Source organism: Phaeobacter sp. S60, from assembly GCF_000826845.1.
Classification (GTDB): domain Bacteria; phylum Pseudomonadota; class Alphaproteobacteria; order Rhodobacterales; family Rhodobacteraceae; genus Phaeobacter; species Phaeobacter piscinae.
Genome location: NZ_JSWJ01000011.1, coordinates 359,782 through 383,831, shown reverse-complemented (window position 1 = coordinate 383,831; position 24,050 = coordinate 359,782). Strand labels below are relative to the sequence as shown.

The window sequence follows — 24,050 nt, the reverse complement described above, 5'->3', positions numbered from 1 at the left end:
CAGCTTTAGCGCAAAAGAGAAAGGCCGCCCGGAAAGGCGGCCTTGGTCGTGTTTTGCTCGGGGCGGGCAATCAGCCTGCAATCAGCCCCATGTTTTCCAGCTTCAGCAGCACCTGATGGGCGCAGTTGTCCACGTCGACATTCTCGGTCTCGACGCGCAGCTCGGGATCTGTCGGCACATCATAGGGGTCGGAGATCCCGGTGAATTCCTTGATTTTGCCTTCGCGTGCCAGCTTGTAGAGGCCTTTGCGGTCGCGGCGCTCACATTCCTCGATCGAGGTGGCAACATGCACCTCAAGAAAGGCGCCGAACTGTTCCACATCCTCGCGCACGGCGCGGCGGGTGGTGGCATAAGGCGCAATCGGCGCGCAGATGGCGATTCCACCGTTCTTGGTGATCTCGGATGCCACATAGCCGATACGACGGATGTTGAGGTCGCGGTGCTCTTTGGAGAAACCAAGCTCGGAAGACAGGTTTTTCCGCACGATATCGCCATCCAGAAGGGTGACCGGGCGGCCGCCCATTTCCATCAGCTTGACCATCAGCGCGTTGGCAATGGTGGATTTGCCGGAGCCGGAGAAGCCGGTGAAGAACACGGTGAAACCCTGCTTGGAGCGCGGCGGCTTGGTCTTGCGCAGCTCATTCACCACCTCAGGGAAGGAGAACCACTCAGGGATTTCCAACCCTTCGGCCAGACGGCGGCGCAGTTCTGTGCCAGAGATGTTCAGGATGGTGACATTGTCGCGATCTTCGATCTCGTCATTCGGCTCATACTGGGCGCGCTCCTGCACATAGACCATATGCTTGAAGTCGACCATTTCGATGCCGATTTCTTCCTGATGCTCACGGAACAGGTCCTGCGCGTCATAGGCGCCGTAGAAATCCTCACCGGCGGAGTTCTTGCCGGGGCCTGCGTGATCACGACCAACGATGAAATGGGTGCAGCCGTGGTTTTTGCGGATCAACCCGTGCCAGACCGCCTCACGCGGGCCCGCCATGCGCATTGCCAGATTGAGCAGCGACATGGAGGTGGTGGCCGCCGGGTATTTGTCCAGCACCGCCTCATAGCAGCGCACGCGGGTGAAGTGATCAACATCGCCGGGTTTGGTCATGCCAACAACCGGGTGGATCAGCAGGTTGGCCTGAGCCTCACGCGCGGCGCGGAAGGTCAGCTCCTGATGCGCACGGTGCAACGGGTTGCGGGTCTGGAAGGCCACGATGCGGCGCCAGCCCAGCTTGCGGAAATAGGCGCGCAGCTCGTTCGGGGTGTCGCGACGGCCGCGGAAATCATAGTGGACAGGCTGCTGGATGCCTGTCACGGGACCACCGAGATAGATCTTACCTGCGGTGTTGTGCAGATAGTTCACCGCCGGATGGGCGTCGTCATCGGCGCCAAATACTTTTTCCGCTTCGTGCGATTTATTAGGCTCCCAGCGGTCGGTCACAGTCATGGTGCCGAGGATCACACCTTCCTGATCGCGCAATGCGATATCCTCGCCAATCTCCAGCGAGGCGGCGAAGTCCTCAGAGACATCCAGCGTGATCGGCATCGGCCAGAGGGTGCCATCGGCCAGCCGCATGGTGTCGACGACGCTGTTGTAGTCTTCTTCGTTCAGAAAACCCTTCAGCGGGTTGAAACCACCGTTCATCAGCAGTTCCAAATCGCAGATCTGGCGCGGGCTCAGGTCGTGGCTTTTCAGCTCTGCGGCTTCGACCTTCAGCTTTTGTGCGGAGTCATAGGAGACGTAAAGCTCCGGGATGGGGGCAAGGTTATTTTGCATCAACTTGGTCCTGTACTTAAATGGGACGAGGCCACTGGTGGTTCCGGTGAGTTCCGCATGCAGCGCGTCATATTCGGCGAACTTGCGGGTGAGAAATTGATCGGTGAGCCGGATCTTCTCGGCGGCACCGCGGGTGGTGAGGGCATAGGCAAAGCGTTGGCGTTTATCAGGGCCGGCCCGTTCGCTGACCTTGACAAGCCCTGCCTCAGCAGCTGCACGCAGCTGCGCATTGAGCCGACCCAGAGAGATGCCCACAGCCGCCGCCGTTGCCCGCTGCGAGGCGTCAGGCGCCTTGTCGAGCTGGCTGAGGATACGAAAGAGCAGGTCTTCCTCCTCATGGCTGAGAGATGCTGATACGGGTGGCATTGTCCGACTCAAAGTGTGTTCACGCGTGAACGCATCTCATGGTTTGCAGTCGCAGCAAAGGCCAAACCACTGCGCTGTTAGTGAAAAAGACCGCCGTTCCCAAATTGCAACGCAAGTGGAACGGACGGTCCTGTGAAATCCCTGCTCGGGAACAGGGATTTGAAGTCTAGGGCGGCGGGGGAGTTAACCCTCTGCAAACCCCCAGCCATCGGGCTGAAAGCCGTGGTCGATCGCAACGCGGGTTGCCACCTCTTCGACCATCCAGATCGCGGAGGCTGACAGGATCTGATCCGGCATTGTCGCAATGAGCGTTGCAGGTTCGTCGCCCTCTGCCTCGGCCCATTGGGTATGAAACCCCAGATCGGCCAGCGCTTCGGCCAGCGGCATCCACTCTTTGTCGGCCTTGCCAGGCACAAAGAACAGGTCCAGATCGGCCTCAAACGGCAGATCGCCCTCGGCTTGCAGATCTGAGAAGGCCGAGAATGTCTCGGCCCTCTGGCTGTTGAAATCATGCGCCACGGCGCTCACTCCTGTTCTGCCAGAAAGCGTTCGGCATCCAGCGCGGCCATGCAGCCCATACCAGCGGAAGTGACAGCCTGGCGATATTTGTGGTCGGTCAGGTCACCAGCGGCAAAAATACCGGGAATAGATGTTTCGGTGGTGCCGGGGGTCACCTTCACATAGCCACCGTTGTGGGTTTCCAGCACATCCTTTACCAGCTCGGTCGCCGGGGCGTGGCCAATCGCGACAAAAACGCCCTTGCAGGGGATCTCGGTGATCTCGTCGGTTTTGACGTTCTTCACCCGTACCGCTTCAACGCCCAGCGGGTTCTCGGTGCCGACCACTTCTTCCAACTGATGGAACCACAGCGGCTCGATCTTCGGGTTTTTCATCAGGCGGTCTTGCAGGATCTTTTCCGCGCGCAGCTCATCCCGGCGGTGAATCAGCGTCACCTTGGAGGCGAAATTGGTCAGGAACAGCGCCTCTTCCACGGCAGTGTTGCCGCCACCGATCACGACGATTTCCTGGCCGCGATAAAAGAAGCCATCGCAGGTGGCGCAGGCGGAGACGCCGAAGCCCTTGAATTTCTCCTCAGAGGGCAGGCCCAGCCATTTTGCGCGCGCGCCGGTCGCGAGGATCACCGCATCCGCTGTATAGTTAGTGCCGCTGTCACCCTTGGCCACGAACGGGCGCGAGGTGGTGTCGAGGTCGGTGATGATGTCCCCGATGATCTCACAACCCATCGCCTTGGCGTGGTCTTGCATCCGCACCATCAGATCCGGGCCCTGAACCTCGGTATCGCCAGGCCAGTTCTCGACCTCGGTGGTGGTGGTCAGCTGGCCACCCGGCTCGATACCCTGAACCAGGATCGGTTCCAGCATGGCGCGGCTGGCATAGACACCGGCAGTATAGCCTGCCGGGCCGGACCCGATGATCAGAACCTTGGTGTGGCGCGTGTCGCTCATCTCATTTCCCCAGTAGATGAATAGGGCGGTCTTGCCGCCGTCAGGCAATGCATATAACTGCACCCGGCGGCGTCTTAAAGCCCTGGCTTGGGCGAAGATGGGCGGTCCTGACCTTAGCGGTTTTACTAAGATGCTGAGGTTTCATCTTATCATTGGCAAATATTGTTGCGCGCAACTGAAATAATATTGCGTGCGCTTTGGATGCTGGTATAACAAACGGAAATTTCAACAGGAGCTTCCAGATGGTCACAACACGCCTTGATCCGATTGATCGCAAGATTTTGTCGGAATTGCAGGCCGACGGTCGCATGACCAATGTTGAGCTGGCCAAGCGTGTCGGTATTTCCGCACCACCCTGCCTGCGCCGTGTGCGCTCGCTTGAGGAGGCGGGGTTGATCCGGGGCTATCACGCTGAAGTCAATGCCCGCGAACTGGGGTTCGAGGTGCAGGTTTTCGCCATGGTGGGGCTGGAGAGTCAGGCCGAGGCCGAGTTGAGCGCATTTGAAGCAAAATGCCGGGAATGGCCGCTGGTGCGGGAGTGTCACATGCTGAACGGTGAGGTGGATTTCATCCTGAAATGCGTCTCCCCTGATCTCAGCACCTTCCAGAGCTTTCTGACCAGTGATCTGCTGACCACTCCGAATGTGGCCAGTGTCAAGACATCGCTGGTCATCCGTGGCGCCAAGGATGAGCCGGGTGTGCCATTTGACGTTCTGGAGCAGCGCCTCGCACGTGAGGCCTGATCAAGGCCGATAACCTTGGCTGCGACCCTAAAAAAGGCGCCCCGCGAGCGGGCGCCTTTTGCGTAGGTTTGACCATCCTTGCCGCGCGAAAATGGACCTCAGATCATATCCGGGTCGGAGGGGGCAACACGCGGATAGGCCAGCGGACCAAAGCCTGCAATCGTCTCGACATGGGAAAACAGGTTGAGGTAGAGCGTGCGGATTGCGTGGCTCACCAATTTCAGCGCCTCGGGCCCCGGATGATAGGTTTCAAACGGCAAACCGCCGACATTGATCACCGCGTGCCGGGGCAGGCAGATATGGTAGAGATCTACTGCCGTCGGGGGCGCGGTTTCCACAATGCTCATACCGTCGTGATACTGCTGTACCGGTACCAGTGCGGCACCGTTTTCCAGCTGAAGACCTGGCAGGGGCGCGCGTTGCAGCAGCCGCGCAGCTGGGCCCGTGACAACCGTTGACATCGGTTTCGCCTCGCCCAGGCTATCGGCAGTGAAGCTGGTCAGCCGATGGCTGCGTCCGTTCTGGCCGCTGCGGGCGGGAATCAGGCTGGTACAGCCTTTCCACACCAGCGGCTGGGCCTCCCCGTCATAGGTCATCAGCTCATCACCCGGCAGAAGATCCTCGATGGCGATAGGGCCTTGGGAGGTCTCAATCAACGAGCCGCGGCAGAAGGCGGTAAAGGCCTCCTCAAATAGCGGCAGCGAAGGCGCCACGTGGCGGGTTTCGGCGATGGATCCATTGGGTAACAGGCTGCAGACGTCATAACGGCGCAGCTGGGGCCGCGCGCCGCCGCGCTGGGCGGCTGGATCTTTCAACAGGGCGTTCGCTTCGACCGCATTGGCAGCTGCGCGTCGCAGCGACTGAGGTATGGTCATGGCTAACTTGCCTCTCTCATGACTGTACAGACGTCGACTTTGGCGGCGCGATGAGCAGAAAGCGCGCCAAAGCCGTTTGATCCCTGCCGGGTGCCCCATCCGCAATACGCACGGTTCGGGGTATGCGCCCAGCAGGGCAGGTAATCGCGGCGGGTCCCGCTTGGGCAGAGGTCGCCGCCTGGCCTGAACATTGGTGGACGATGTCAGGCCGGTATTCATGGTCCCCGGCTTGTTGTGAGCCGGGGTGCAGTTCAGGCGCTTTTGACAGCTGCCTGCTGCGACGGGGTTTGATGGCGGCGTTCAATCGCGGTTTGCCGGGTGGCGCCACGGGTCCAGGGCAGGCGGACCTCTTCGGTCTTGGCGGCGGCCACAATCGATTTGATGAAGCGCGATTTCGGTTTCATGAGGCGTCTCCTGTCGGGGCGGGGCAACCTCCTGTCGCCCGCACGCTGTAGTCCCGACCTTTGTCGCCTGCCAATGCGCCAGCAATGTGGCCGATCTGTGGAATTCACCGGAACTTCGCCAGATCTGCGCGCGCTATCACACCATACTCCGGCGCTGTTTTGCACCGGAATTCAATGTCGTGTCACATGATGAAGGCCGCGGTGATTACAGGCGGATACAGGAAATGAGGCGACCATAATCTGCCTCTTTCTGGTGGGTCGCACGGCGGTAGGAGTAGAACCGTTCCGCGTCGGAATAGGTGCAATGACCGGTCCAGGCCGCCTCTGCCACGCCTGCGCTGCGGAGTTTTTGCAGGCCCAGCGATGGCAGGTCAAAGAGATACCGGTCGCCCTCACCATTGGCAAAAAATCGGGCGTTGTCCGCATCCTGCATCATGAAGTCATCAAAGAACTCCGGGCCGACTTCATAGGCGCGCTGCGAGATTGTGGGGCCGATAACCGCGCGGGTGTTTTGACGGCTCGCCCCCAGCTGTTCCATGGCATCCAAGGTGGCTTCTAGAACGCCGTCCAGCGTGCCGCGCCAGCCCGCATGGGCGGCGCCGACCACCTTTGCCTCGGCGTCGTGGAACAGCACAGGCTGGCAATCAGCGGTCAGGATGGACAGCACCACACCGGGCACATTCGTGACCATCGCGTCGGCCTGAATGTCGCCCTGAATATTGTCTTGTCGCACATCGGAGATGGTCAGGACATTGGCCGAATGCACCTGATTTACCCGGCCGAGCGCCTCCGGCGGTGCGTCCATCGCGGCGGCAGCTCGGGTCCGGTTGATCTGTACGGCTTCCCGCTGATCGGACGAACCAAGCCCGCAGTTCAGCCCCGCAAAGATCCCTGAAGACGCGCCACCGCGCCGGGTGAAAAACCCATGTTTGGTGCCATTCAACAAGTCGGAGATGAGAATTTCCAGCGTCATGCGTTCAATCCCGGTGGAGGTGAGGCCTGCATGGGGAAAATCCCCAGCACTTTGAACAGGTTTCCCATTTCCTCAGGGTGCGTCAACCGCCGATGTGCAGCAATCAAAGATTGCAGGGCGTTCCCCTCCAGCCGCGCGGCTAGCGTCTGCGCGCGTTCGGTGATGCCCAGACGCTCCAGAAACACGCCCTGTGGGGTCAGCCGGCTATGGCTGCAACCTGCGGCCTTCGCGGTCAGTGCCAGTGCCTCAAAATCAACATGGGTGGTCAGATCGGCGCTGCCGGGATCAGTGAGCGGATCGCTGGGTGCATGGGCGCGCAGGGCCTGCAGCGTATCCCCCAGGGATCGCCAGTCGCCATAGTCCACGATCAGCGCGGCGCCGCCGTGGTGCGAAATCCGGGCAGCGATGGTCTGCACCATGGGCTGCGCTGCTTCGCACAGTTCCACCAGATCATTATCGCGGGTGTCCTCAAGACGATGCGCCAGCGCCGGTTGCGGTGTCACCGCGCCAAGGCCAAAGCTCAGCATGCCGTCCTGCAGCCCGACGGATTTTTCGCGCCAGCCGTCGCCATCTCGCAGAAATTGACGCACCGGCAGCGCATCGAAGAATTCATTTGCGATCAGAAACAGCGGCTGCTCGGGCAGCGCTGTGATGGTGTCGTGCCAAAGAGGGGCGTAATCGCTCAAGGTCTCCGCCTGCCGGGCGCGCAGGGTGGGGGAGGCCTCGAGGAGCGCGATTTGCATGGCGTCGTGGAACCCCGGCACCTGTTTGGTGGCGCGCAGCAGATCCGCCATCAACGTGCCGCGACCCGGGCCAAGCTCGGCCAGAATAAACGGGTTAGGGCTGCCCTGATCCAGCCAGCATTGCGCCAGTGCCAGCCCGATCAGCTCTCCGAACATCTGGCTGATCTCCGGCGCGGTGATGAAATCGCCCGCGCGGCCCAGCGGGTCGCGGGTTGTGTAGTAGCCATAGGTCGGGTGCAGCAGCGCCTCCGCCATGTAGTCCGCAACCGAAATCGGTCCCTCGGCGCGGATGCGGGTCGCGATGTGGTCGCTCAGGCTCATGCGGGGACCTCAGTAGTGGAGCGGCGGCGCAGTACCAGAAAGACTCCGATGGCAATCATCGGCAAGGACAACAGCTGCCCCATGGTCAGCCCATATCCGCTGATCTCCCAGGCGAGGCCAAGCGGGTTCTCGGCTGTTACGAATTGCGCATCCGGTTGGCGTACAAATTCGACCGCAAATCGCGCCGCACCATAGCCTGCAAGAAACACACCGGTGATCCAGCCGGGCTGGCGCAGCGCGGCGCGCCGGTAGACCAGCCACAGCAGAACCGCGCCGAGGATCAACCCTTCCAGCAGCGCCTCATAAAGTTGCGAGGGGTGGCGCGCGCAGATCTCCCCCAGCGCCTGACCGCAGGACTGCGCTGCGCGCCCCGGAAAGGCCACGCCCCAGGGCAGATCAGTTGCCCGGCCCCAAAGTTCGGCATTGTTGAAATTTGCAAGCCGCCCCAGCAGCAGCCCCGGCGGCACCGTATGGGCCACCAGATCGGCAATCTGCAGGCGCGGGATATTGTGGCGCAGCGCGTAAAGCCAAGTCGCCAGAATCACGCCGAGCAGACCGCCATGAAACGCCATGCCACCTTGCCAGATGCGCAGAATTTCGGTGGGGTTCGCAAGGTAATAGCCCGGCTGATAAAACAGCACATAGCCCAGCCGCCCGCCCAGGATGACACCGAGGATGATCCAGGTCAGCAAATCCTCAACCTGTGCCGCTTTCATTGGCGGCTGCGCGCCGGGCCATAGGGCGGGGCGTCGCAGCGCCGCCACCGCAAGCCGCCAGGCAATGACAATGCCGACGATATAGGCCAGCGCATACCAGCGTAGAGCGAATTGGCTGCCAAACAGCTCAATTGTGAAAATTTCCGGGGTCAGATCGGGGAACTGGAGGAAGAATGCATGCATATGCCGTCAATGCCTTTGCAGGGGCTGCAGTGTCAACGGCTTGCCGCCGCCGGTGTTGATGCCCATATAGGGGGCAAGGCAGACATGGAGAAGACAATGCAGACGCGCAACAAGATCATGGATGATATTTCTCAGCTGATGACCAATGCCATGGGCGTGGCCCATGGCGCGCGGGAAGAGGCGGAGACCGCGATGAAGGGGTTGATCGACCGTTGGCTGGCGGATCGCGATTTCGTGACCCGCGAGGAGTTCGACGCGGTGCGCGCCATGGCGCAGAAAGCCCGCGAGGAGAATGAGGCGTTGAAAGCGCGGCTTGATGCGCTGGAAGCGGGCAAATCCGGCTGACGCTCTCCCGGTGCTGTTCCTGGGGGACACACCCAGGGAATGGCTGAAATATCCGATCTGCAACATTCATTGGCGCACGGCCCCGTCTGGGCTGTGCGCCATTCTTCTGCCGGTATGTGGGGTGCAGTGCGCGATCTTGATGCCTGCAACCGCGTCCAATCTCAAACTCACGGCGCTGTCACGATATTTTGAGGGTATGGACGGTTCGTCCACAACTTATTGCAGTTATCCCCAAATAAAGGGTTGCCAGACTCTCTCGCTGCCTCCACCATATCTAGTAGGAGAAGAGGAAAGTCTCCTCTCCTTATTGAGCAGGCCGCTAGCAATTGGGGGTGCCCCGCATCTCTTTTGCTAGAGATCAGAGAGGTGGCAACATGGCTCTTTCCGAACATTTTCTGGAAGACGAAAATCACCCTATCGACATCGTCGAACATCTGGCCTCGGACCATGATTGGGATTTCGACCGCATAGGTGACGATCAGATCGCGATGGCGGTGGAAGGTCAGTGGCGAACTTATTCGCTGACACTGGCGTGGTCCGGCTATGAAGAAACCCTGCGGATGGTGTGCAGCTTTGAGATGGAGCCGCCGAAGGACCAGCTGCCAAGGCTCTATGAGCTGATCAACGAGATGAACGATCAGTGCTGGGCCGGCGGTTTTACCTTCTGGCCCGATCATAAGCTGATGCTTTATCGTTATGGGTTGGTGCTGACCGGCGGTCAGGTGGCCAGCCCGGAGCAGATCGACACGATGATCAACTCCGCTGTCGCCAATTGCGAACGCTACTATCCGGCCATCCAGCTGATGGTCTGGGGCGGGCAGTCGCCGCGTGACGCGCTTCAGGTCGCCATTGCAGAGGCTTACGGGCGCGCGTAAACCTATCCCCGAACCGGTCCCGCATGGGGCCGGAGATCCGATCAGGGGAGGGGAAAGATGCAGGTTTCAGAGATCGCAGCGCGCGGCATCGCGCTTTTGGGCTGCGGCAAGATGGGCTCGGCCATGTTGGCGGGCTGGCTTGACCGGGGGGTATCCCCGGAGGCTGTCTGGGTGATCGATCCCAACCCGTCCGATTGGCTGCGTCAGACAGGTGTTCACATCAACGCGCCGCTGCCTGAGGCGGGTGCCGATGCACCGGGGATCGTGTTGATCGCGGTCAAGCCGCAGATGATGGGCGAAGCACTGCCGCAGCTGCAACAGCTTGGCAATGGCGAGACGCTGTTCATTTCCGTGGCCGCCGGGACCTCAATCGCCACCTACGAAAACCTGCTTGGCGCCAACACGCCGATTGTGCGAGCGATGCCGAACACACCGGCTGCGGTCGGGCGTGGCATCACGGCGATCATCGGCAACGCCTGTGCCTCTGCGGACGACGTGACCCGTGCGGAGACGCTGCTGCAGGCCATCGGTCAGACGGTCCGGCTGGAAGCCGAGGCGCAGATGGACGCGGTCACCGGGGTCAGCGGCTCCGGTCCGGCCTATGTCTTTCACCTGATTGAAACCCTTGCGGCAGCAGGTGAGGCCGAGGGGCTTCCGACGGATCTTGCCATGCAGTTGGCCAAGGCCACCGTGGCGGGGGCAGGCGCGCTGGCGGAAGCAGCAGAGGAAACCCCAGCAGAGCTGCGCGTCAATGTGACCAGCCCCAATGGCACGACACAAGCTGCGTTGGAGGTGCTGATGGACGCGGACAACGGCTTCCCACCCTTGCTGCGGCGCGCGGTGGCGGCGGCCTCCCACCGGTCAAAGGAGCTGTCGCGTGGATAACATCAGTTTCGACGATTTTCTGAAGGTCGATATCCGCGTCGGCGAGGTTGTGCGCGCTGAGGACTACCCCGAGGCCCGCAAACCCGCGATCAAGATGTGGGTGGATTTCGGCGACGAGATCGGCGTCAAGAAAACCTCGGCGCAGGTCACGGCACATTACACCCCGGAAAAACTCTTGGGCAGACAGGTGATGGCGGTGGTCAATTTTCCGCCCCGGCAGATCGGCAAATTCATGTCAGAAGTGCTGGTTCTGGGGCTGCCGGACGAGGCGGGCGAAATCATGTTGATCGGCCCGGATGGGGCTGTACCACTTGGGGGGCGGATGCATTGAGCGGGAAACTCTGGATTACCCGTCCGATGACCGCGGCTGTTGAGGCGCGTGCCCGATCGGAATTCGATGTCGAGATCCGGCAGGAGACAACGCCACTGAGTGCCGAGGACCGCCAGCGGGCGCTGCGTGAGTTTGATATCGTTATGCCCACCCTTGGCGATCAGTTCGACGCGGCGAGCTTTGCCGGGATCTCCGCACCTCGGTGCAGGCTGCTGGCCAATTTTGGCGTCGGCTACAATCACATTGACGTCGACGCCGCGAAAACTGCGGGCATTGCGGTCAGCAACACACCGGGCGCGGTCACCGATGCCACCGCCGATACCGCGCTGACGCTGATGCTGATGACCGCGCGCCGGGCGGGCGAGGGGGAGCGGCTGGTCCGCTCCGGTCAATGGCAGGGCTGGCATCCAACCCAGATGCTGGGGCTGCATCTGACCGGCAAACATGTGGGTATCGTCGGCTTCGGTCGCATTGGTGAGGCCATCGCGCGGCGCTGTCACTTTGGTTTTGGCATGTCGGTCAGCTATCTGGCGCGCAGTGAAAAATCACCGGGCTTTCCGGCGGTCCGGGCCGACAGCCTGAATGCCTTGGCGGCAAGTGTCGATGTGCTGGTGCTGGCAGTACCGGGCGGTGCCGAGACCCGGCACCTGATCAATGCGGAGGTTCTGGCGGCGATGCGGCCTGAGGCGCTGTTGATCAATATCGCCCGTGGCGAGGTCGTGGATGAGGCGGCGCTGATTTCGGCCCTTCAGACGGGGCAGATCGCCGGGGCCGGGCTGGATGTCTATGAGTTCGAACCAGAGGTGCCTTTGGCGCTGCGGCAGATGGAGCAGGTCACGCTCCTGCCGCATCTGGGCACAGCCACGGAGGAGGTCCGCAGCGATATGGGACATCTTGCGCTGGACAATGTGGCGGCCTTCCTGGCTGGGAAGCCGCTGATTTCGCCGGTTTGACAAAATGCAAAGGTTGGGGCGCGGAGAGTATGTGCCCCGCCTTAGTTTTGGTCTGAGTGCGTCAGTCAGACGCCTCCGCAGGCAGGTCACCCGTGGCCTGTCGCCAGTGGCGACGGCAGAGCGACACATATGTTTCATTGCCGCCGATCTGTACCTGGGCCCCTTCGGTGATGGTCCGCCCCTGATCATCCTGCCGGATCACCATGGTCGCCTTCTTGCCGCAGTGACAGATGGTGCGCACCTCGCGCATCTCATCAGCCAGCGCCAGCAGCGTCGCCGATCCCGGAAACAGCTTGCCCTGAAAATCGACCCTGAGCCCGTAGCACAGCACCGGCACCCGCAGATCATCCACCACCCGTGCCAGATCCCAGACCTGATCCGGCGACAGAAACTGCGCCTCATCGACAAAGATACTGGCGACCGGGCCCTTGGCCAGACGGTTGGCGACCTTGTCAAACAGGTTCTCGCCGGGGCGAAACATATCCGCCTCGGCGCCGATCCCGATGCGGGAGGCAATCCGCCCCTGACCGGCGCGGTCATCCAACGCCGCAGTCAGCAGATAGGTGTCCATATTGTTCTCGCGGTAGTTATGCGAGGCTTGCAAGAGCACCGTCGATTTGCCGGCATTCATGGTGGAGTAATGAAAGTAAAGCTTGGCCATGGGGCTGATTTAGCCGCAGTGCCCCCCGGAGGAAACGGTTTTCTTCATCAGATGCGGCCAGATGTGGAATGGCAGGGCGGGCTTGGGTGAGCCATCCGTGAAGCACCCTGCACGCTGATGTCGGTCCGAGGCGAAACAACCCGAGAAACGAACCACACGACACCCGCAGCAGGGCGCAAACTGGACGGAAATTGCCCACCAGCGAAGGCCCACGAAACACGCCTCCGCCCCCAACACATTTCCCTGTCGTAAGACCTGGATCAGCGCTGTAAGTCCCTTAAAACCTTAGGGATAGAAATAGGTTCGCATTTCCTTTAAGTGTCGTGAATGGGAAATTAACGCGTTTCTTCCCCAATGGGGAAGCGGTCATATGCAGGTAGAATTTATATGGCAGACATAGGTACTTATCTAAAAAAACACACCGAGGCGCTGGTCAAGGATGTGGGGATCGAGGCGGCCTGCCAGATCACAGGGAAATCCAAGGCGACGCTTGGCCGATATTACTCGGATAATGCCGAACACGCCGATCGCTTCATGCCGGTTGATGCGGTGGCCAAGCTTGAGGCGGCGGCCTCCTTTCCGCATGTGACATCTGGTCTGGCGGATCTAAAGAACATCACCCTATCGTATTGTGAGGCAAGCGCGGCGTCAGAGGCCCGCAGCGGTGGCGTCAATGCCGATGTGATCGCACTGAGCCAGCGTTTCGCCACCTTGATGAGTGAATATCAGGAGGCGATGGCCGATGGAATTATCACCATCAACGAGGCCAAGCGACTGCTGCGCGAAACGGTGATGTTGCAGCAGGTGTTGCTGGATATGAAACTGCATCTGGAAGAAGAGAGTGGCTGAGATGTCAACGGGGAAGGCCGCGACGCTTGGAGCACGAGCGGCCAAGGATCTGCCTGCGCTCGTTGACGCTGCATTGCCGCAGATTGATGTTGTTGGTCTGGCAGCGGCGGACGATCCGCAGCATCCACCGCGTATTCTGCTCCTTTACGGGTCGTTGCGGTCTGTAAGCTATTCACGAAAAGTCGCCGAGGAGGCTGCGCGGATCCTGCGCGCGCTGGGCTGTGAGACGCGGATCTTTGATCCGAGCGGATTGCCCCTGCCGGATGACGAAGGATCCGAGGGACATCCCAAGGTCACCGAACTGCGTGATCTGGCGGTCTGGAGCGATGGCATGGTCTGGTCCAGCCCCGAACGCCATGGCGCGATGACCGGTATCATGAAGACGCAGATCGACTGGCTGCCGCTGTCGCTGAAGGGCGGCATCCGCACCACGCAGGGCAAGACGCTGGCGGTGATGCAGGTCTCCGGTGGGTCGCAATCCTTCAATGCGGTCAATCAGATGCGCATCCTGGGCCGCTGGATGCGGATGATCACAATACCCAACCAGTCCTCCATTCCCCGAGCCTGGCTGGAATTTGGCGAGGGCGAGCGACTGCCTGACGGTCCGTTCTATCGCCGGGTTGTCGATGTGATGGAAGAGTTGGTGAAATTCACCTGGCTGACCCGTGGCCGCAAGGATTACCTGGTCGACCGCTATTCCGAGCGGGTTGAAGATGTCGAAGCCGTGCATCAGCGGGTGTCGCAGAAATAGCCCGGATCGTCAGGTGCTCCGTTATAAAACAGGGCCTGCCACACTCGGCAGGCCCTTTTCTATGGCTCATGTTGTGTATTAGGGCGAGCCTGCGAAGGTTCAGGCAACGCGGCGCAGGATAACGGAACCCACGGAATAGCCTGCCCCAAACGAACAGATCAGCCCAAGATCCCCCGCGACCAGATCGTCTGAGTATTTCGAGAAAGCGATGATTGACCCAGCTGAGGATGTATTGGCGTAATCCTGCAGGATATTGGGCTGTTCACCGGCCTCCGGCGTGCGGCCGAGGACTTTCTTGCCGATGAAATCATTCATCGTCTTATTCGCTTGATGCAGCCAGAGCCGCTTCAGGTCGGTGTTTGCAACCCCTTCAGCCTCCATATGCTCGGCGATGTGCTGGCTGACCATCGGCAGCACTTCCTTAAACACCTTGCGGCCGTTCTGCATGAACTGCATGTCGCGGCGATCCTCGACGCCGTCCGGGCGGGAGCGGCGCAGGTAGCCATTGTTGTTGCGGATGTTGTTGGAGAAACTGGTGGCGCAGCGGGTCGACAGGATCTCGAAATAAGCTCCCGTTGCGTCTTCGCTGCGCTCGATCAGGGTCGCTGTCGCCACATCGCCAAAGATGAAGTGACAATCGCGGTCGCGCCATTCCAGATGGCCGGAGCATATCTCCGGGTTCACCACCAATGCCGCGCGGATTGACCCCGACCGCACCATATCGGCAGCGGCCTGAATGCCAAAGGTGGCTGAGGAACAGGCGACATTCATGTCAAAGGCAAAGCCCTCAATGCCCAGCAGATCCTGAATTTCGATTGCCAGCGCAGGGTAGGCGCGTTCCTTATTGGAGGCCGCGCAGATTACCGCATCAACATCGGCAGCGGTCTTGCCTGCCTGCGCCAGCGCCTTTTTGGCGGCATCCAGCGCCATCTCTGCCATGATTGACGGCTCATCATCGCTGCGTTGACGCAACAGCGGGTGCATCACCTCGGGATCCAGAACGCCGCTTTTGTCCATCACATAGCGCTGCTCGATGCCGGAAGCCTTGAGGATGAACTCCTCCGAGGAATGCGCCAACGGCTCCATCTCGCCAGCGGCAATCGCCTCAGCATTTTCGGCATTGGTCTTGTCTGCGTAGGCATTGAATGCCGCGACCAGCTCGGCGTTGGTGATCGTCTGTGACGGGGTGAAGACGCCCGTGCCGGTGATGGCGGGTGTGAACATGCGCTGGACCTTCGGGTGGTTTTCAAAAAGTGCTGCATATCTGGGCATCTTCCCCCTGTCAGGTCAAGTCTGGCGCCATGGCTCATGGCAATAGCTGCTCCTACGTCAACGCCACAGGGAGGGGGCCGCAGCCGGTTTGAGGCGCTTAGAAAACTTCCTTCCTTGAATAGTTCGAATTTTGAAGTATATGCCCCCTGAAGGCGGTGGCGATATGATTCGAGACTCCGACAAGATTTCTGACCATGATACTGACCAGGCTTCGCGCGAGACCCGCCCGGAGGTCTGCGCGATGTTGGGCGTTTTTGCGCTCTATTGGCGCATTGATGCCTGCATCGAAGACAGCGTTGATATGCCCGAATTGAGCCGAATGGAATGTCACATCCTGGTGCGTCTTGGGACCCCATCCCGTATGGGGGAACTGGCACGAATGCTGCAGACCGTTCCCTCTTCGGTGACTGCGGCGGCAGACCGTCTGGAACGACAAGGGCTGATCTGGCGCAGCCGCGATCCTCAGGATCGGCGCGCTTGGCTTTTGTCACTAACGCCGGATGGTGTGGTCAAGCGGGATCGCCTGGTGGCGGCGATGTCTGAGCTGTTTCAGCGCATTTCCGGGCTTGACCGGGACGAAATCCAACAATTTGCGGCCCTTTCGGCCAAAATCCATGACACTGTTGTAGCGGCGGACGCGAATCCGCTTCGGAAGGAGTAACTTATGCAGCTGAGTTCGAGAGTCATTGCCGGTATCGCCGCGCTGATGTTGGCAGGGGGACCGGCACTTGCCGCGGATGCCCTGAAACCTGTCAAACTGATGGAAACACAGTCCGGCGCAATGCCCATCCACCGCGAGTTTTACGGTCAGGTTGCCGCCAAGGAAACGGTTGATCTGGCGTTCCAGGTTGGCGGTCAGGTGGTGAAGTTTCCCGTGACAGAAGGTGCCTTTGTGCCAAAGGGGGCGCTGGTTGCTGAACTGGACCTCGAACCGTTTGAGCTGAAACTTGGTCAGGCGCAGCTGCAGAAGGAACAGGCAGATCGCACGGTCACACGTCTGGAAAAACTGACTGGCACCGTTAGCCAGGTCTCCATCGACGATGCCGAGACCCAGGCGGGTCTGGCGCGGATTGCTCTGCGGGATGCGGATTACGCGCTGGAACATGCAACTCTGAACGCCCCATTTGATGCGTTGGTTTCCAGCCGGGAGGTAGCGTTGTTCAGCACCGTCAGCGCGGGTGCGCCGGTTGTGCGTTTGCACGACATGTCGGAACTCCACATTGAGGTCGATGTGCCTGAAGTGCTGTTCCAGCAGGGGGAAGACAATGACGCCCTGACGATCACCGCAACCTTTCCAAACAGCGACACTGCATATCCGCTGGAAATTCTGGAATTCGATGCCGAGGCCAGCAGCGTTGGCCAGACCTATCGCGTGACCTTCCGCTTGGATCCGCCAAAGGACCGTCAGGTCTTCCCCGGGGCGTCCACGACCGTACGGGTCACTGTGGATACCGGGCTATCAGCCATCGTGGTTCCACCGACCGCAATTGTGCCCGCCGCCAATGGTGAGCCTGGCGTAATGCTGTTTTCGCCCAAAGGTGGGGATGAGGGCACCGTGACCTGGACCAAGGTTGAAACCTCCGCCACCGATGGTGGCCAGATTGAGATCACCTCCGGTCTGCAGGGCGGTGAAGAAATCGTGCTGACCGGTGGCGGCGCGCTCGCCGATGGTGAGGCCGTGCGCCGCTTCACCGGCTTCACCAACTGAGGGCGGATCTTATGGACATTGCACGCGGGTCGATCAATCGGCCGCTTTATACATGGCTCATCATGCTTGCCGCGCTGTTTGGCGGGATCTGGGGGTTCCTGAACCTCGGACGGCTCGAAGACCCGGCCTTCACCATCAAACAGGCGGTGGTCATCACCCAATATCCCGGTGCCAGCGCTGAGCAGGTGGCACTGGAAGTCTCTGAACCGCTGGAATCGGCGATCCAGAAGATGGGAGAGGTGAAACAGATCACCTCAATGAACCAGCCGGGGCTGTCGCGCATCGACGTTGAGATGCAGGACACTTTTGACGGAAGCGAGCTGCCGGCCCTCTGGACCAAGCTGCGCAGTGAGGTTGAAGATGCGGCCCGCGAATTGCCCGAGGGGGTGAGCACCCCCTTCGTCAATGACGGGTTCGGGGATGTGTTCGGCGTCTTCTATGCGGTGACAGCCGAGGGGTACACTGATGCGGAGCGTCACGAACTGGCGACCTTCCTGCGCCGTGAACTGCTGGCGGTGGATGGCGTGGCCGATGTCGAAATCGCTGGCCTGCCGGAAGAGGCGATCTTTGTCGAACCGAAGATGGCGATCACGGTAAACCAGAACATTCCGATCAATGCAGTGTCGAACGCTCTGGCCACGGCCAATTCGGTGCGTTCTGCGGGCCAAGTTGACAACGGGCCGGTGCAGACGCGCGTCAGCGCTCCGGAAGGCTCCGACTCCGTGACGGAAATTGCGGGTCTTACTGTGGGGTCTCAGGGCGAGGTCATCAATATTATCGACATGGCCGATGTCCATCGTGGCCGGGTGGATGACCCGTCCCAGATCATCCGCTTTGACGGTGTTGAGGCCTTTACCATTGGGGTTGCAGGTCTGGCGACAGAAAATATCGTTGAGGTGGGCCAGCGGGTGGATGCGCGTCTGGCTGAGCTGGACAGTCAGATCCCTTACGGTGTTGAGCTGAAACCGATTTACCAGCAGCATGTCGTCGTCGATCAGGCGTCCAATGACTTCCTGGTGAATCTTGCGATGTCGGTCGGCATCGTGGTGATCGTGCTGGCGGTCTTCATGGGCTGGCGGGCCGCCATCGTTGTGGGCACCACGCTGTTGCTCACGGTTGTCGGAACGCTGATGTTCATGAATTTCTTCTCCATTGAAATGGAGCGGATTTCCCTTGGCGCGTTGATCATTGCGATGGGGATGCTGGTGGATAACGCCATCGTTGTGGCGGAAGGTATGCAGATCTCCATGGCGCGGGGGCGGAATTCTCGCGAGGCCGCGCATGAGGCAGCATCAAAAACCCAGATCCCGCTGCTGGGGGCAACCGTCATTGGCATCATGGCCTTTGCCGGTATCGGCCTCAGCCCGGATTCAACCGGTGAGTTCATGTTCTCGCTGTTTGCGGTGATTGGTATTTCGCTGCTGCTCAGCTGGCTTCTGGCGCTGACGGCCACGCCGCTTCTGGCTCACTACTTCTTTAAACAGGGGAGCGGTGACGATCATGATGCCTATTCCGGGATCCTGTTCCGCACCTACAGCAAGATTCTGCGGCTGTCGCTGACACTGCGCTGGTTTGTGGTGCCGGGGCTTATCGCGATCACAGTGTTGTGCTTTATTGGCTTTGGCCAGGTGAAGCAGCAGTTTTTCCCCAACTCCAACACGCCGTTGTTCTTCGTGCACTACAAGCTGCCGCAGGGCACGTCGATCACCACCACCTCACAGCATATGCGTGTGTTTGAGGAGTGGCTGGCAGAGCGGGACGATGTGGAAACAACGAGCACATTTGTCGGGCAGGGGGCCACGCGTTTCATGCTGACCTATGATTCCGAAGATCCAACCCCCAGCTATGGGCACCTCATCATCCGGGCCACCAGCCTTGAGGCGATCCCGGCGCTGCAGGCGGATCTGGAGGCCTTTGGTAAGGGGCGCTTCCCTGAGGGCGAATTCCGCACCAAACGGCTGGTCTTTGGCCCCGGTGGGGGCGCCCCGATTGAGGTGCGGTTTGCCGGGCCTGACCCCCGGGTGCTGCGGCAGCTGGGTGAGGAGGCAATGCAGCGTCTGAAACAGGCGACACCAGATATTCTGAGTGTGCGTCAGGACTGGCGCGAGCAGGAAATCACGCTGAAGCCGATTTATGCCACGGACCGGGCGCAAACTGCCGGTGTCACGCGGGAGGCTATCGCGGATGCGCTGCAGTTCTCCACCGATGGTCTGCGGGCGGGTGTGTTCCGCGAGCGGGATCGCTTGATCCCAATCGTTCTGCGCCGTGCCGAGGTTGGTGAATATAATCTGATGGATCAGCTGGTGTTCTCTGAGGCGGCAGGTAAATTTGTGCCGCTTGAGCAGATGGTCGACGGGATTGACGTGGTGGTTGAAAACACCCTTGTCCATCGCCGTGATCGTGTGCCCACGCTGACCGTTGGTGCAGACATTCCAGCAGACCTGACCGCAGCCAGTGTTTTCTCGCAGGTCAAAGACACCATTGAGGAGATCCAGCTGCCTGCGGGCTACACAATGGAGTGGGGCGGGGAGCATGAGAACTCTGCCGACGCCAATGCCAGCCTTGGCAAGCAGCTGCCGGTCACGATCCTGATTATGGTGCTGATTTCGGTGCTGCTGTTCAATGCGATCCGCCAACCGATCATCATCTGGCTGTTGGTGCCGATGTCGGTGAACGGGGTGGTGATTGGCCTCCTTGGAACTGGTATGCCCTTCACCTTTACCGCGCTTCTCGGTCTGCTCAGCCTCTCTGGCATGCTGATCAAGAACGGTATTGTCTTGGTTGAGGAAATTGATCTGGTCCGGGCGGAAGGAAAACCGCTGCGCGAGGCCATTGTCGAGGCGTCCGTGTCGCGTCTGCGCCCGGTCATGCTGGCGGCGGTTACAACCATCCTTGGCATGGCACCGCTGCTGACCGATGCCTTCTTTGTGTCGATGGCGATCACCATCATGGGGGGGCTGGCTTTTGCCACTGTCCTGACCCTGGTGGCCGCGCCTGTGTTCTATCTGATCTTCTTCGGACGGGATGAAAAACGCGAGCAGGCCGCCGCAACCTGATCACTGCGCCTGATATTTCAAGAGAAAGCCCCGGTTGCAGAACCGGGGCTTTTTTGTTGTGCAGATCACCTTCTGATTGCGGGGCTGGGTCCGCAAGATGGCCTGTGGAGCGGCATAGGCAAAGCGGTACGGTCCCCGTGCAGGGCAAATACAGGCGCGGCTGCTGGTATTTCAGCGGCAAAATCCTGCTGTGATCCGCGCATGATCTCTTAAGACTTATGCGGTGGCAAAGCACCGACGGGATTCGCCCCAATTGCCAGTGGGCGGGCCAAATTCCGCCTTAATCCCCGCGATTCCTTTCCAGATCTCAGCGCCCGGCCCGTATCCACAGGAAAAATCGCACTGAAATCCTTGCTGGAAAAATGACATTTTTTCCGATGTTTGAGCGAAATTTCCCTAAAAATGTTCAGAGAGGTTAAGGAAAATATAGTGCTATGGCAGTCCTATGACCGCAGTCGCCGTGCGCGTTAACTGATTGTTAAACATGTCACATTCTGCGCGCCTTTCTGACAGCTCTCCACAACTCCAAGCCGCATTCCAGCCTCAGCCGACCCCGAAGATGGCGATGTGGGAAAAAATCGGAGTGGACCATGAAACGCATTATCCGGCTGATCGCCGCTGCTATTATTTCGAGTACAACCCTGAGCCTATCTGTGGAGGCGCAGTCTGCCGGAGTTAGGGCCGTGCAGGGATGGGAAGCTGTCGGACGGCTCAATATTGCCGGGCGCAATATGTGTACCGGCAGTCTGATCGCGGCCAATCTGGTACTGACCGCCGCGCATTGTCTCTACAATCCGCAAACCGGTCAGGCGGTGAACCCGCGAAGCATCAAATTCGAGGCCGGTCTCAATGGACGCAGGGCCAAGGCCTCACGCAGGGTTGTGAAAGCAGTTATCCATCCCGGATATCGCCACAGCTGGTCCAGTCGCAGCGAAGCGGGCAGCGATATTGCAGTTTTGCGCCTGGATCGTCCAATTGCGGGGAGTAAGATCCGCCCGTTCTTATTGGCAGCAGCTCCAACACCCGGTGAAAGTGTCGACGTGCTGTCCTACACTATAAATCAGGCAACCCGCCCGGCCCGTGAGCAAGGATGCCGGATCCTTTCGACCAGAAGCGAAACTCTGGTGACCTCTTGTCGGGTAGAATATGGTGCCTCAGGGTCGCCTGTTTTACAGATGCGCAAAGGTGGCACGCCGATGCTGGTTTCCGTGATTTCGGCCAAGGCTCAGATGGGCCGCAAACGGGTGTCGCTGGCCACCACCTTTGATGGATCGCTGCGCAGGCTAATGCGCCGCGCGGGCTGAGCTGGGCCCGCCCAGCCTCCGCTCCGTTTCCCACAATTGCGTCTGTGGGGGGTGGGCGGCACCCAATCGGTCAATAACCCCGGAGCACCTGCTCCGGGGTTTGTTCAGGACGGGATCGGAGGCGCGTCAGTTGACGAAATGGAGCCGGTCAAACTGTCGCCGCCACGCGGAAACCTGATCCTGAACCGGCTCTCCACGCAAAGCGGCCGCGATTAGCGTGGCCAAGGCGACGGCATCTTTGCTGGTCATGCCCCAGCGCACCAGCTCTGGCGTGCCGATCCGCAGGCCGTTCATATCGCCCTCAACCGCAGGCAGGGGCAGGCCGATCCCGCAGGCCAGAAACCCATTCCGTCGCAGCAGTTTTGACGCGGCCTGCCCGCCACCATAGATCTCGGCGCGCAGCGCAAACTGATGGGACATGGTGATGCCGTCGGCTGTTTTGAACAGTGGCAAGCCTTCTGCCTCCAGCGCGGCTGCAAGGCTCTTTGCCATCGCAATCATTTCGGACGCATAGGCCCGGCCGTGATCGCGCCAGTCCAGCAGGGTCACCGCGAGGGCTGCGGATTTTGCCACATCAAAGTTCGCCGTCATGCCGGGAAAGGCGATGCTGTCCAGCGCCTTGGCGATTTCGGCATCGTTGCTGACGATCAGCCCACCGGCAGGACCACCAAGGCTCTTGTAGGTGCTCATGGTCATGAAGTGGGCGCCCTCGGCCAGCGGATCGGCCCAGGCCTTCCCTGCGATGATCCCACATTGATGGGCCGCGTCAAACATGACCTTGGCGCCAATCTGATCCGCGATCGCCCGCACGCCTGCAACGGGGTGTTCAAACAGGTTGAGACTGCCGCCGATGGTAATCAGCTTGGGGCGTTCCCGCTCTGCGAGCTGCTGAAGGGCCTCCAGATCGACGGTATAGCCATCTTCGAGCACTGGTGCATCGATACTGCGTAGCCCATAAAGCCCGGCACAGCCGGCGGCGTGATGGGTCACATGTCCGCCGATGCTGGCGGGCGGTGCAATGATGGTATCGCCGGGGCGGCAGGTTGCCATAAAGCCGTAGAGATTGGCGAGCGCGCCGGACGGCACGCGGATTTCGGAAAATTCCGCATTGAAGACCTCGCAGGCAAGACGCGCTGCAATCACCTCGATTTCTTCAATGGCCTCTAATCCCATCTCATATTTATCGCCGGGATGCCCCAGCGACGGGCGCGACCCCAGACCCGAAGCAAGCAAAGACTCCGCCCTTGGGTTCATCACATTGGTGGCCGGGTTGAGGTTGAAACAGTCTGCCTCATGGATCACACGGTTTTCTTCGACCAGGGTCGCGATACGATCCAGCAATTGATCGGATGCTGCACCGGCCGTGGCCCGGGTGATGTCCTCGATCCGGGTGATACTTGCTTCGGGAAGCCAGCTGTGGGGCGCTTGAGTCATCTGATCCTCCATCTATGGATAGCTCTGCCTGTGCTCACTTTGCGCTTGATGGGCGTGACCGGGCAAACCAGATTTGCTATTTGTTGGCGTAGAAAAACTAAGCCTGAAGCGAGCTGCCATGACTGTCTCCCCCAGACGCCCCAAGGGGCCTCCTTTGAACGCGATGCGGGCGTTTGAGGCTGCCGCGCGCCTCTCCGGTTTCGTTGCTGCGGCACAGGAATTGGGCGTGACACCCGGCGCGGTGTCCCAGCAGGTAAAGGCGCTGGAGGACTGGACGGGCACGCCGCTATTTCAGCGCAACCCGCAGGGGGTGCTGCTGACCGCGGCGGGGCAGGCGCTGTTGCCAAGCTTCGTGGAGGCGTTTGATGCGCTGGGTGCGGCGACGCAGGCCTTGCGATCGCTACGACCGGTCCAGGAGCTACATATCGCCGCCCTGCCTTCCATTGCGCAACTGTGGTTGCCGCAGCGGCTCGACCGATTGCGCAGGGCGCTGCCAGATCTGAAAATCTCCGTCACGGCGATGGAGGAACCTCCAAATCTCAACCGTGAACTCTTTGATTTTGCGATTTTCTACGCCTCACCTGAGGAGCGCCCGGAGGCAGCGCTGGTCTTGCAGGGAGACCGGATCTTTCCGGTTTGCGCTCCGGCGGTTGCTGCGGGGCTGAACCATCCGGAAGACCTGTCACAGGTCGCCCTGTTGCAGGATCAGACCTGGGCCGGGGATTGGACGCAGTGGTGCAAGAGCACCGGACTGGTTCTGCCAAATGCCGATAGCGGCCCAGCCTATTCGCTCTATAGCCTGGCGCTGCAGCAGGCGATTGCCGGAGCCGGTGTGCTGATGGGGCATGAGGCTTTGGTTGCTGATGCGCTGGGTCAGGGCAGCCTGATGTGTCCGTTCAAGGATCTTATCGCGGACAGCGGGCGCCAGCTTATCCTTGTCCAGCCACCGCGCGCCAGAAGAGGCCCGGCGCATGAGACCATATTGGGGCTACTGAAATAGAGAGGCAGTTGCGATAGCAAAAAAGCCCCGACGCGTTGTCGGGGCCTTTTGAATGG

The 24,050-nt window shown here is 60.3% G+C and carries 24 protein-coding genes; 13 read left to right on the top strand and 11 right to left on the bottom strand.

The annotated features are described in order from the left end of the window. Positions 1 to 70 precede the first annotated feature (70 nt). From OO25_RS11755 to trxB, 3 genes are all read right to left on the bottom strand, one after another. A complete protein-coding gene (locus OO25_RS11755) occupies positions 71 to 2,146 on the bottom strand; it encodes a bifunctional sulfate adenylyltransferase/adenylylsulfate kinase (protein WP_040173937.1) in 2,076 nt (691 codons plus the stop codon). Between the two features lie 183 nt (positions 2,147 to 2,329). Continuing rightward, positions 2,330 to 2,665, bottom strand: coding sequence for a ribonuclease E inhibitor RraB (locus OO25_RS11750; protein WP_040180342.1), 336 nt, complete (start codon positions 2,663 to 2,665; stop codon positions 2,330 to 2,332). 5 nt (positions 2,666 to 2,670) lie between these two features. Further along, positions 2,671 to 3,612 (bottom strand): thioredoxin-disulfide reductase, encoded by a 942-nt coding sequence (trxB, locus tag OO25_RS11745; protein ID WP_040180234.1) that lies wholly within the window; start codon positions 3,610 to 3,612, stop codon positions 2,671 to 2,673. A 242-nt stretch (positions 3,613 to 3,854) separates the two neighbouring features. Here trxB and OO25_RS11740 point away from each other — a divergent pair, with 242 nt between their 5' ends. After that, complete coding sequence (locus tag OO25_RS11740) at positions 3,855 to 4,355, top strand: Lrp/AsnC family transcriptional regulator (RefSeq protein ID WP_024096392.1); 501 nt, start codon at positions 3,855 to 3,857, stop codon at positions 4,353 to 4,355. Between the two features lie 98 nt (positions 4,356 to 4,453). On the opposite strand, the gene OO25_RS11735 is transcribed toward OO25_RS11740, so the two are convergent. The 5 genes from OO25_RS11735 to lgt form a co-directional block, all read right to left on the bottom strand. Beyond that, positions 4,454 to 5,230: a Hint domain-containing protein gene (locus OO25_RS11735; protein WP_040180233.1), complete on the bottom strand. Its 777-nt coding sequence runs from the start codon at positions 5,228 to 5,230 to the stop codon at positions 4,454 to 4,456. Positions 5,231 to 5,481: 251 nt separating this feature from the next. Next, positions 5,482 to 5,634 carry a hypothetical protein gene (locus OO25_RS22975; protein ID WP_165587462.1) on the bottom strand — a complete coding sequence of 51 codons (153 nt, stop codon included), beginning with the start codon at positions 5,632 to 5,634 and terminating at the stop codon, positions 5,482 to 5,484. 205 nt (positions 5,635 to 5,839) lie between these two features. Further along, a complete protein-coding gene (pgeF, locus tag OO25_RS11730) occupies positions 5,840 to 6,607 on the bottom strand; it encodes a peptidoglycan editing factor PgeF (protein ID WP_040180232.1) in 768 nt (255 codons plus the stop codon). After that, positions 6,604 to 7,671: a class I SAM-dependent methyltransferase gene (locus tag OO25_RS11725; protein WP_040180229.1), complete on the bottom strand. Its 1,068-nt coding sequence runs from the start codon at positions 7,669 to 7,671 to the stop codon at positions 6,604 to 6,606. The genes pgeF and OO25_RS11725 overlap by 4 nt, the downstream gene beginning before the upstream one ends. Then, on the bottom strand, positions 7,668 to 8,570 hold the full coding sequence (gene lgt / locus OO25_RS11720; protein ID WP_040180228.1) for a prolipoprotein diacylglyceryl transferase: 903 nt from the start codon (positions 8,568 to 8,570) through the stop codon (positions 7,668 to 7,670). The genes OO25_RS11725 and lgt overlap by 4 nt, the downstream gene beginning before the upstream one ends. Before the next feature lie 96 nt (positions 8,571 to 8,666). On the opposite strand from lgt, the gene OO25_RS11715 reads away from it, so the two are divergent. From OO25_RS11715 to OO25_RS11695, 5 genes are all read left to right on the top strand, one after another. Beyond that, positions 8,667 to 8,915, top strand: a complete 249-nt coding sequence (locus tag OO25_RS11715) for an accessory factor UbiK family protein (protein ID WP_040180341.1) — start codon at positions 8,667 to 8,669, stop codon at positions 8,913 to 8,915. A 374-nt stretch (positions 8,916 to 9,289) separates the two neighbouring features. Beyond that, positions 9,290 to 9,790, top strand: a complete 501-nt coding sequence (locus tag OO25_RS11710; RefSeq protein ID WP_040180227.1) for a YbjN domain-containing protein — start codon at positions 9,290 to 9,292, stop codon at positions 9,788 to 9,790. A gap of 57 nt (positions 9,791 to 9,847) precedes the next feature. After that, complete coding sequence (gene proC, locus OO25_RS11705) at positions 9,848 to 10,675, top strand: pyrroline-5-carboxylate reductase (protein WP_040180226.1); 828 nt, start codon at positions 9,848 to 9,850, stop codon at positions 10,673 to 10,675. Continuing rightward, on the top strand, positions 10,668 to 11,006 hold the full coding sequence (locus OO25_RS11700) for a tRNA-binding protein (protein WP_040173948.1): 339 nt from the start codon (positions 10,668 to 10,670) through the stop codon (positions 11,004 to 11,006). The genes proC and OO25_RS11700 overlap by 8 nt, the downstream gene beginning before the upstream one ends. A gap of 26 nt (positions 11,007 to 11,032) precedes the next feature. Further along, the gene (locus OO25_RS11695) at positions 11,033 to 11,959 is read left to right on the top strand and encodes a D-glycerate dehydrogenase (protein WP_052465666.1); all 927 of its coding nucleotides are present in this window, start codon (positions 11,033 to 11,035) and stop codon (positions 11,957 to 11,959) included. Positions 11,960 to 12,020: 61 nt separating this feature from the next. Here OO25_RS11695 and OO25_RS11690 read toward each other — a convergent pair whose 3' ends face one another. Continuing rightward, the gene (locus tag OO25_RS11690; RefSeq protein WP_040173952.1) at positions 12,021 to 12,620 is read right to left on the bottom strand and encodes a thymidine kinase; all 600 of its coding nucleotides are present in this window, start codon (positions 12,618 to 12,620) and stop codon (positions 12,021 to 12,023) included. A gap of 387 nt (positions 12,621 to 13,007) precedes the next feature. Here OO25_RS11690 and OO25_RS11685 point away from each other — a divergent pair, with 387 nt between their 5' ends. Beyond that, positions 13,008 to 13,469, top strand: coding sequence for a hypothetical protein (locus OO25_RS11685; protein WP_040173954.1), 462 nt, complete (start codon positions 13,008 to 13,010; stop codon positions 13,467 to 13,469). A 1-nt stretch (position 13,470) separates the two neighbouring features. Further along, a complete protein-coding gene (gene arsH / locus OO25_RS11680; protein ID WP_052465665.1) occupies positions 13,471 to 14,220 on the top strand; it encodes an arsenical resistance protein ArsH in 750 nt (249 codons plus the stop codon). 99 nt (positions 14,221 to 14,319) lie between these two features. On the opposite strand, the gene OO25_RS11675 is transcribed toward arsH, so the two are convergent. After that, positions 14,320 to 15,444, bottom strand: coding sequence for a beta-ketoacyl-ACP synthase III (locus tag OO25_RS11675; protein WP_040180224.1), 1,125 nt, complete (start codon positions 15,442 to 15,444; stop codon positions 14,320 to 14,322). Between the two features lie 211 nt (positions 15,445 to 15,655). On the opposite strand from OO25_RS11675, the gene OO25_RS11670 reads away from it, so the two are divergent. From OO25_RS11670 to OO25_RS11655, 4 genes are all read left to right on the top strand, one after another. Continuing rightward, on the top strand, positions 15,656 to 16,153 hold the full coding sequence (locus OO25_RS11670) for a MarR family winged helix-turn-helix transcriptional regulator (protein WP_040174104.1): 498 nt from the start codon (positions 15,656 to 15,658) through the stop codon (positions 16,151 to 16,153). A 3-nt stretch (positions 16,154 to 16,156) separates the two neighbouring features. After that, positions 16,157 to 17,200, top strand: coding sequence for an efflux RND transporter periplasmic adaptor subunit (locus OO25_RS11665; protein WP_040180223.1), 1,044 nt, complete (start codon positions 16,157 to 16,159; stop codon positions 17,198 to 17,200). A gap of 11 nt (positions 17,201 to 17,211) precedes the next feature. Continuing rightward, entirely contained in the window at positions 17,212 to 20,256 is a 3,045-nt protein-coding gene (locus OO25_RS11660) for an efflux RND transporter permease subunit (protein ID WP_040180222.1), read from the top strand. 590 nt (positions 20,257 to 20,846) lie between these two features. Continuing rightward, positions 20,847 to 21,560 (top strand): serine protease, encoded by a 714-nt coding sequence (locus tag OO25_RS11655; protein ID WP_040180220.1) that lies wholly within the window; start codon positions 20,847 to 20,849, stop codon positions 21,558 to 21,560. 126 nt (positions 21,561 to 21,686) lie between these two features. Here the strand turns inward: OO25_RS11655 and glyA are convergent, their stop codons facing one another. Beyond that, positions 21,687 to 22,994 (bottom strand): serine hydroxymethyltransferase, encoded by a 1,308-nt coding sequence (gene glyA / locus OO25_RS11650; RefSeq protein WP_040180338.1) that lies wholly within the window; start codon positions 22,992 to 22,994, stop codon positions 21,687 to 21,689. 118 nt (positions 22,995 to 23,112) lie between these two features. Between glyA and OO25_RS11645 the strand changes: the two genes are divergently transcribed. After that, positions 23,113 to 23,994, top strand: a complete 882-nt coding sequence (locus tag OO25_RS11645) for a LysR substrate-binding domain-containing protein (protein WP_040180218.1) — start codon at positions 23,113 to 23,115, stop codon at positions 23,992 to 23,994. The last annotated feature ends 56 nt before the right edge of the window (positions 23,995 to 24,050 follow it).

What these genes read in the sequence shown, in the direction of transcription:
- OO25_RS11685 (WP_040173954.1), top strand. Translation starts at nt 13,008, where the DNA reads ATGGCAGACATAGGTACTTATCTAAAAAAACACACCGAGGCGCTGGTC.
- OO25_RS11725 (WP_040180229.1), bottom strand. Translation starts at nt 7,671, where the DNA reads ATGAGCCTGAGCGACCACATCGCGACCCGCATCCGCGCCGAGGGACCG.
- OO25_RS11755 (WP_040173937.1), bottom strand. Translation starts at nt 2,146, where the DNA reads ATGCCACCCGTATCAGCATCTCTCAGCCATGAGGAGGAAGACCTGCTC.
- OO25_RS11675 (WP_040180224.1), bottom strand. Translation starts at nt 15,444, where the DNA reads ATGTTCACACCCGCCATCACCGGCACGGGCGTCTTCACCCCGTCACAG.
- OO25_RS11660 (WP_040180222.1), top strand. Translation starts at nt 17,212, where the DNA reads ATGGACATTGCACGCGGGTCGATCAATCGGCCGCTTTATACATGGCTC.
- OO25_RS11665 (WP_040180223.1), top strand. Translation starts at nt 16,157, where the DNA reads ATGCAGCTGAGTTCGAGAGTCATTGCCGGTATCGCCGCGCTGATGTTG.
- OO25_RS11710 (WP_040180227.1), top strand. Translation starts at nt 9,290, where the DNA reads ATGGCTCTTTCCGAACATTTTCTGGAAGACGAAAATCACCCTATCGAC.
- OO25_RS11695 (WP_052465666.1), top strand. Translation starts at nt 11,033, where the DNA reads ATGACCGCGGCTGTTGAGGCGCGTGCCCGATCGGAATTCGATGTCGAG.
- OO25_RS11690 (WP_040173952.1), bottom strand. Translation starts at nt 12,620, where the DNA reads ATGGCCAAGCTTTACTTTCATTACTCCACCATGAATGCCGGCAAATCG.
- OO25_RS11645 (WP_040180218.1), top strand. Translation starts at nt 23,113, where the DNA reads ATGACTGTCTCCCCCAGACGCCCCAAGGGGCCTCCTTTGAACGCGATG.
- OO25_RS11735 (WP_040180233.1), bottom strand. Translation starts at nt 5,230, where the DNA reads ATGACCATACCTCAGTCGCTGCGACGCGCAGCTGCCAATGCGGTCGAA.
- arsH (WP_052465665.1), top strand. Translation starts at nt 13,471, where the DNA reads ATGTCAACGGGGAAGGCCGCGACGCTTGGAGCACGAGCGGCCAAGGAT.
- OO25_RS22975 (WP_165587462.1), bottom strand. Translation starts at nt 5,634, where the DNA reads ATGAAACCGAAATCGCGCTTCATCAAATCGATTGTGGCCGCCGCCAAG.
- proC (WP_040180226.1), top strand. Translation starts at nt 9,848, where the DNA reads ATGCAGGTTTCAGAGATCGCAGCGCGCGGCATCGCGCTTTTGGGCTGC.
- lgt (WP_040180228.1), bottom strand. Translation starts at nt 8,570, where the DNA reads ATGCATGCATTCTTCCTCCAGTTCCCCGATCTGACCCCGGAAATTTTC.
- glyA (WP_040180338.1), bottom strand. Translation starts at nt 22,994, where the DNA reads ATGACTCAAGCGCCCCACAGCTGGCTTCCCGAAGCAAGTATCACCCGG.
- OO25_RS11740 (WP_024096392.1), top strand. Translation starts at nt 3,855, where the DNA reads ATGGTCACAACACGCCTTGATCCGATTGATCGCAAGATTTTGTCGGAA.
- OO25_RS11655 (WP_040180220.1), top strand. Translation starts at nt 20,847, where the DNA reads ATGAAACGCATTATCCGGCTGATCGCCGCTGCTATTATTTCGAGTACA.
- OO25_RS11715 (WP_040180341.1), top strand. Translation starts at nt 8,667, where the DNA reads ATGCAGACGCGCAACAAGATCATGGATGATATTTCTCAGCTGATGACC.
- OO25_RS11670 (WP_040174104.1), top strand. Translation starts at nt 15,656, where the DNA reads ATGATTCGAGACTCCGACAAGATTTCTGACCATGATACTGACCAGGCT.
- trxB (WP_040180234.1), bottom strand. Translation starts at nt 3,612, where the DNA reads ATGAGCGACACGCGCCACACCAAGGTTCTGATCATCGGGTCCGGCCCG.
- pgeF (WP_040180232.1), bottom strand. Translation starts at nt 6,607, where the DNA reads ATGACGCTGGAAATTCTCATCTCCGACTTGTTGAATGGCACCAAACAT.